The sequence below is a fragment of the Streptomyces sp. NEAU-174 genome, from assembly GCF_052665095.1.
The window spans coordinates 1-6,398 of record NZ_JBQTCE010000010.1 but is presented as its reverse complement, the minus strand read 5'-3'; the positions used below and the strand labels follow the sequence as shown (position 1 = coordinate 6,398).

The window sequence follows — 6,398 nt, the reverse complement described above, 5'->3', positions numbered from 1 at the left end:
GGGTGGTCGCCAAGCGCGAATCCGCGCCAGTGCCGGGAGCGTCAATTTCGCCGGTGGCTGATTCACTCTGCAATAACCGCATCATCAGTGATCAGCAACGGGCGGGTCCGGGTAGGAAACGATCTTCGAGGTGATGGCGCCTAGAATGTCGACGGAAATCGTGACCGTGCCGCCGGGCCGCAGCGGTGGATGGGCGTCACGGCCCTTGCGCCCCCATAGCTCGGCGAGACAGCCTCCGCCGCAGGTGCCGGAGCCGAGTACATCACCCGGGCGAATCTCTGTGCCGCGGCTCGCATACTCGATCATCTCGGCGTAGGAGAAGTGCATCGCGTCCCACCGGTCAGTGCCGATCACCTCGCCGTTGACCGCCGCGGTCATCCTCAGGTCGAAGGCCGTGCCCGAGCGGAACGGAGCGAGCTCGTCGGCTGTGACGAGTACCGGCCCGAGTGTGAGGGAGGTGTCCTTCCCCTTGGCGGGCCCTAGCCCGACAGTCATCTCCTCGAACTGCACATCCCGCGCAGACCAGTCATTGAGCAGGCAGTATCCCACGATATGCCGTTCCGCCTCGGCGGCACGGATGTCCCGCCCGCCGAGCCCGATGACAGCGGCCGCCTCCAGTTCGAAGTCGAACAGATCACTCCCTGGAGGGACGGGCACGTCATCGTGCGGACCTAGCACGGCGCTGGGGTTCGTGAAGTAGAACGCGGGAGCGTCGTACCACCGCGGCGGAATCTCGGCGACGCCCGCGAGTCTGCGCGCACCCTCGACATGCTGTTCGAACGTCATGAAATCACGGACGGAGGGGGGATCGGGAATAGGTGACCGCAGCCGTACGCCGTTGAGGGGCACGACATCTCGCGGATCGCTCAGCGCTTGCTCTCCCGCCCGGTGCAGGCGTTCCCCGTCATCTCCCAGGAGCCCACGCAGGGTCACCCCCGAGGCGAGGGCGTAAATCCGATCTTCGCTGAGCACGCCTACCCGGTCGGCGGGGTCGTCCGCGGGCCCGTCGGCGTAGGTGACGAATCGCATCGTGGTTGTTCCTTTTCAAGGGTTCCTGGCAGAATGATTTTCTTGTGGCACGGTGGAGAGGTGCGTGATGCCATGCTGCTCGCGGGTGTTGACCGTGCGCGGCGGGGCTTGAATCGCCACATGCTGACCGACGCGCACGGCACCCCCTGCGGGTGTCGCATACCGGCAGGCGCCGCAATGGCGTCACGCGGCTCCTGCCGCAGGTCGACGGCCTGCCGCCGGTGCGGGGCAAGCGGGGTCGGACCCGGCGCAAGCCCGGCACCGTGTATGCCGACCGTGGCCACGACCACGACAGCCGCCCCTGTCGACTGCGTGAGCGTGGCGGTCACTCCGAAGATGGCCCGGCGCGGTCAGCCCCACGACTCGGCCTGAGCCGTGTGCGGTGGGTTGTCGAGTCCCCCCCTTTGCCTGGCTCCACGGCCCTCGCCGCTTACGAACCCGCCGGGAAGCCCGGAACGACATGCACGACACCTTCCTCCAGCGCGCCCCCTGCATGCCCCTCGCCCGTCAGCACCCGGCATGCTGAAAGGACCCCTCAGTCGGGGGACCGGCTCGGCTGGCCCCCGCCGTACTCCCGACGCCCTTGAGGGCCAACTGCATCATGTGGTCACCTGTCGCTCTCCCGTCTCGGCAGAGGGGACGCAGACCTGGCGGAGTTCACCGATGCCACTGATACGCGTCTCGACGACGTCGCCCTCCAGGAGGAAGCGGGCGGGCTTCCGCGCTCCGCCGATCCCCGCCGGGGTGCCAGTGAAGACGACGTCACCCGGCATAAGGGGCAGGACCGCCGAGAGATGCTCCATCAGACGGGGCACCGAGAAAATGAGCTGCTTGGTGGAGCTCCGCTGCATCACCTCGCCGTTGATACGGCACTCGATCGGGGGTGCGTGGCTTGCAGGACACTGCAGCCGCCCCGACCAGGACAAAGGGCTGTGCGCGATCGCCGTCGACGGCAAGAGCCTGCGCGGATCGCGCACTGCGGCGACGAAGGCGGTGCATTTACTGGCAGCCGTCACCCACGGCGAACGCTTGACGCTGAACCAGCGGCAGGTCGCCGGGAAGAAGGGCGAGAACAGCGAGTTCAAGCCTCTTCTCGCTCCGCTCGACCTGGTCGGCCGCACCGTCACGTTCGACGCCCTGCACACCCAGCACGCTCACGCGCAGTTCCTCGTCGAGGAGAAGAAGGCCGACTACATCGCGATCGTGAAGGACAACCATCCCAAGCTGCACGACTTCCTCAAGTCGCTGCCCTGGAACCAGGTCCCCCTCGGCCACGCCACCCGGGAGAAGGGGCACGGCCGTGATGAGATCCGCCGCCTCAAAGCCGTCCGGGTCTCGCGCCGGCTGCGGCTCCCGCACGCCGCCCAGGCGATCAAGGTAACCCGCCGCCGACGCGACCTGCACAGCGGGAAGATCCAGATCGAGCACGTCTATGCCGTCACCAGCCACGACGCGTTCTCCGCGACCGACGCTCAGCTCGCCCGAGCGGTGCGCGAGCACTGGCACGTCGAAGCCCATCACCACGTCCGGGACACCACCCTCGCCGAGGACGCCTCCAAGATCCGGACCGGGAACACGCCCCGCGCAATGCCCACTTTCCGTAACATCGCGATCGCCCTGGCCCGCCTCACCGGCTGGACCAACACCGCCCACGCCACCGACTACTACACGTCACACCCCGACCATGCACTCGACCTCATCCAACCCGGCAGGTGAGCACGCAGGCGCCTTGGGCCCACACCTGGACTTGATCCCGTTTGGCGGACATCGAAGATCAGTGGCTGCCGCTCCAGAAGGATGATGTCCGTCAAAGGGGACCAAGCCCAGCACAGCTGACAACCCGCTCAACCCGAGCGTCACATCATGTGACACCAAACCGCACTCGCTGCATGGCTCCTACTCGCCCCCGTAGGTACCGGGCGTCTGCCCAGTCACGCGCTGAAAGGCGGCGATGAAGGCGCTGGGCTTTCGGTATCCCACGGCCCGCGCGGTGGCCTTGACGGACGCGCCGGTCGCCAGATGGCCTACTGCGGCGCGGACACGGACCCGAGTCCTCCACTGCGAGAAGGTCAGCCCCGTCTCGGCGAGGAAGAGCCGTGACAGAGTACGCACCCCGCTGTGCACCTCCGCCGCCCACATCGCCAGTTCTCGCTGATCTCCGGGCGAGTCAATGAGTCGCTCGGTGATCGTACGCAAGCGCGGTTCGGCGGGAATGGGCACCTGGATCGAGTGGGTCGGCAGCGGCATGAGGACCTCGAAGAGGAGAGCTTCGGCATGCCGGCGGCTCGCCGCGTCCGGCTCGGCCCGCAGGTATCGGATGAGCTCACGAAGCAGCGGCCCGACGGCGACGCCGGTGGGCTGCGTCCAGTCGATGGGGCAGTGCGTGGCCATGAACCGGATGACGCACAGTTCACCGGCGTGCCGTGTCGTCCCCGTGTGCTCGACACGGCCGGGAATCCACAGGCCGTGCCCCGGAGGCACCAGCCAGTCGTGCGAGAGCGTGCGCAGGGTGACGGAAGTGGTCGACGCCCACAGCAGCATCGGCTCCGAATGGGTATGGGGTGCCACCTGGAGGGGCGGATGCGCATGCTGGTGATCGATGCTCAGGATCGGAGAGGCGGCTCCCTCGTCCAGAGCTGTCGCCTGGGCCATGACGCTCATCTCTCCATCCGCCGATCCGTCCCGTCCCAGCCCAGCAGTCCCGTTCGCCCCGTGCTCCGATCACGGTCTGGCCGTTCCGGGGTATCGCATGGCCACCATGCGCACAAGCGTCATTCTACGGTTAGGCATGCCTGACTTGATGCCCGGGCGTGGTGCGTACCCATCTCCCGTTGCGGCGTCGATGCATGGGAAGAGGACGTCACCATGAACCGGATTAAGCCCGTCAGCCGTCGGATGCTGTCGGTCGAAGTCGTGCGCAAGGAGTGGAGGCCGGGAAACTTCCTGCTGGTGACCGTGGGCGGAGAGGACCTCAAGGACTTCCGGCCGATCGGAGTCGACCAGGCCTTCAGGCTCCTGTTCCGGCGGCCCGGCCAGGGCCGGCTCTGGCTGCCCTCCCGGTCCGACGCCACATGGATGGCGCAATACATGATGACGGGCAAGGCGGTACGCCCCTACGTCCGTTTCTACACGGCCCGGCACTTCTGGCCCGACCGCACCGAACTGGACATCGAGTTCGTGCTCCACGAAGGGGACAGTCCGGCCTCCACCTGGGCGCGGGGCGCCCGCTCCGGCGAACCGGTCGGCATCCTCGACGAGGGAGCCACCTACAGTCCGCCCCATGGCGTGGAATGGCAACTGCTCGTAGGGGACGAGACCGCGGTGCCGGCCATCCTGTCCATCCTGGACTCCGACGAGGGCGCGTTGCCCAGCGAAGTGTTCCTCGAGGTACCCAGCAGCGCGGACATCCAGCAGTTGAACACGCCACAGAACGTCAGCGTGCACTGGCTTCCGCGCGACGGCCGCCCCGGACTTCCGGGGCGCTACGCTCTCGACACCGTGATGAAGGCCGCCCTGCCGGCCGGGCGCTTCGCCACCTTCGTGGCGGGTGAGAATCACCTGCCCACGACACTGCGGCGGCACCTCGTCCATGAGCGTGGCGTCGACAAGTCCGACATCACTTTCGTCGGTTACTGGCGGCACGGCAGGGCGACTCCGGGATGACGGCCGGTGCGTTCGGTCGAGGCCGCCCGCGTGGACCGCCCTTTTCACCCCACTCCGGTGGCAGATCTCGCTCTGTCGCCCATCGTCGCCCAGCGACGTGCCCTCCGCGGGTTGGTTTTGTTCACGAGGCACCTCCATGACCGAGGCGACCTCTGAGTGCCGCCGCCCCGCCCTGTTCGCCCGGTGACTCCATCTTCTCCGACAGAAAGGAACTTCCATGAAGTCCCCAGAACCCGCTAACGCCAGGATCAGCATCATCGGCGCCGGACCCGGCGGACTGACCTGCGCACGCATCCTCCAGCAGCGCGGCATCGCGGCCACCGTCTACGACCGCGACCCGGGCCGCGACTCCCGCAACCAAGGCGGCACCCTCGACCTGCATGCTGACAACGCCCAGGTCGCCCTGCGCGAAGCCGGCCTGCTCGACGAGTTCTTCGCTCTCGCCCGTCCCGAAGGGCAGGAAATGCGACAGATGGACCCGACCGGCGCGATCACGTCCCACCAAGTCCCGGCGGCCGACGAACTCTTAAAGCCGGAAATCGACCGCGGTGAGCTGCGCAACCTGCTGCTCGACTCCCTGGAGACGGGAACTGTGCGCTGGGGCCGCTCCCTCGACACGATCAGCGGACCCACCGATGGGCCGCGGCAATTGCACTTCGCCGACGGCACGAGCGTCGAGACCGATCTGGTCATCGGCGCCGACGGCGCCTTCTCCCGGGTACGTCCGGCCGTGTCCACCGCCATCCCCGAGTACACCGGGATCAGCTTCCTGGAAGCATGGTTCTCCGACGTCGACGACCGACACCCCGAGATCGCCGAGCTGGTCGGCTTGGGCATCGCCCACGCAGCCGATGGCGAACGTAGCCTGGTCGCCCAGCGCAACAGCGGAAACCAGATCCGCGTCTACATCATCCAACGCCTTCCGGTCGACTGGATCAGCGCCAAGGGGCTGACCGCCGAGGACACCGATGGCATCCGCGCCGTGCTGCGCGACGAGTACGCGCACTGGTCGCCCCGCATGCGCCAGATGATCAGCGAAAACGACGGCCTCTACATCCACCGCCCGATCTTCGTGCTCCCTGTCCCGCACACCTGGGACCACAACCCGACGGTGACCCTGCTCGGCGACGCCGCCCACCTCATGCCCCCGCTCGGCACCGGCGTCAACCTCGCCATGCTTGACGCCGGCGAACTCGCCCTCGCCCTCGCGAACGCGGCCACTGTCGACGACGCCATCCGCGTCTACGAGAAGACCATGCTCCCCCGCTCCATCGAGACGGCCCAGGCCATCGAACATGGCACCGAACAGCTGCTGTCCGCCGATTCCTCCGCACGGAAACTGGCCACCATTGTGGCCAACTCACTCGCCAAGTAAAACGCTAAGAGGGCGGTGTGAGAGGGCGTTTGGTCGCTGGGGTGGGCGGTGTTGGTCCAGCCGGTGAGGCGGGCCACAGCGCTGGGCGGCCGAGCCGGTAACGGCGGCCCTGTCGACGGCGCGGATCGGGCAGCATGTCGAGGACGTCGGCAAGTTCCAGCAGGCGGTCGGGGTCGTCGGGGAGCCCGCATCGTGGTCGAGGTGGCGGGACACAGCGGCAATCAGCGACGATGGCATCCGGAAGCGGTTCGTTGTGATGAGGCGTCAGACACCTCCGTCATCACACGAACCGCTTCCTTCAGTTGATCACCTACCCCCACCCCGACAACCC

6 protein-coding genes and 1 pseudogene are annotated in these 6,398 nt (G+C 67.4%); 4 read left to right on the top strand and 3 right to left on the bottom strand.

Annotated features, from left to right (window positions below; genetic code table 11):
* Window positions 1-84: 84 nt before the first annotated feature.
* The gene (locus ACT2CW_RS27215) at window positions 85-1,029 is read right to left on the bottom strand and encodes a fumarylacetoacetate hydrolase family protein (protein WP_445518579.1); all 945 of its coding nucleotides are present in this window, start codon (window positions 1,027-1,029) and stop codon (window positions 85-87) included.
* A gap of 87 nt (window positions 1,030-1,116) precedes the next feature.
* Between ACT2CW_RS27215 and ACT2CW_RS27210 the strand changes: the two are divergent.
* Window positions 1,117-1,555 (top strand): annotated as a pseudogene (locus tag ACT2CW_RS27210) (transposase); the annotation flags it as partial.
* Between the two features lie 73 nt (window positions 1,556-1,628).
* Here ACT2CW_RS27210 and ACT2CW_RS27205 read toward each other — a convergent pair.
* Window positions 1,629-1,955, bottom strand: coding sequence for a fumarylacetoacetate hydrolase family protein (locus ACT2CW_RS27205; RefSeq protein WP_240812579.1), 327 nt, complete (start codon window positions 1,953-1,955; stop codon window positions 1,629-1,631).
* Between ACT2CW_RS27205 and ACT2CW_RS27200 the strand changes: the two genes are divergently transcribed.
* Window positions 1,864-2,745 carry an ISAs1 family transposase gene (locus ACT2CW_RS27200; RefSeq protein ID WP_240812580.1) on the top strand — a complete coding sequence of 294 codons (882 nt, stop codon included), beginning with the start codon at window positions 1,864-1,866 and terminating at the stop codon, window positions 2,743-2,745. The two genes, ACT2CW_RS27205 and ACT2CW_RS27200, sit on opposite strands and share 92 nt — an antisense overlap.
* Window positions 2,746-2,925: 180 nt before the next feature.
* Here ACT2CW_RS27200 and ACT2CW_RS27195 read toward each other — a convergent pair whose 3' ends face one another.
* Window positions 2,926-3,681, bottom strand: coding sequence for a helix-turn-helix transcriptional regulator (locus ACT2CW_RS27195; protein WP_182470154.1), 756 nt, complete (start codon window positions 3,679-3,681; stop codon window positions 2,926-2,928).
* Between the two features lie 213 nt (window positions 3,682-3,894).
* On the opposite strand from ACT2CW_RS27195, the gene ACT2CW_RS27190 reads away from it, so the two are divergent.
* The gene (locus ACT2CW_RS27190) at window positions 3,895-4,692 is read left to right on the top strand and encodes a siderophore-interacting protein (protein WP_445518578.1); all 798 of its coding nucleotides are present in this window, start codon (window positions 3,895-3,897) and stop codon (window positions 4,690-4,692) included.
* 217 nt (window positions 4,693-4,909) lie between these two features.
* Window positions 4,910-6,067, top strand: a complete 1,158-nt coding sequence (locus ACT2CW_RS27185; RefSeq protein ID WP_445518577.1) for an FAD-dependent oxidoreductase — start codon at window positions 4,910-4,912, stop codon at window positions 6,065-6,067.
* Window positions 6,068-6,398: the final 331 nt, after the last annotated feature.

Bases quoted from the DNA above. Each gene is read 5' to 3' on its own strand.
- ACT2CW_RS27215 (WP_445518579.1), bottom strand. From the start codon at position 1,029: ATGCGATTCGTCACCTACGCCGACGGGCCCGCGGACGACCCCGCCGAC.
- ACT2CW_RS27195 (WP_182470154.1), bottom strand. From the start codon at position 3,681: ATGGCCCAGGCGACAGCTCTGGACGAGGGAGCCGCCTCTCCGATCCTG.
- ACT2CW_RS27185 (WP_445518577.1), top strand. From the start codon at position 4,910: ATGAAGTCCCCAGAACCCGCTAACGCCAGGATCAGCATCATCGGCGCC.
- ACT2CW_RS27190 (WP_445518578.1), top strand. From the start codon at position 3,895: ATGAACCGGATTAAGCCCGTCAGCCGTCGGATGCTGTCGGTCGAAGTC.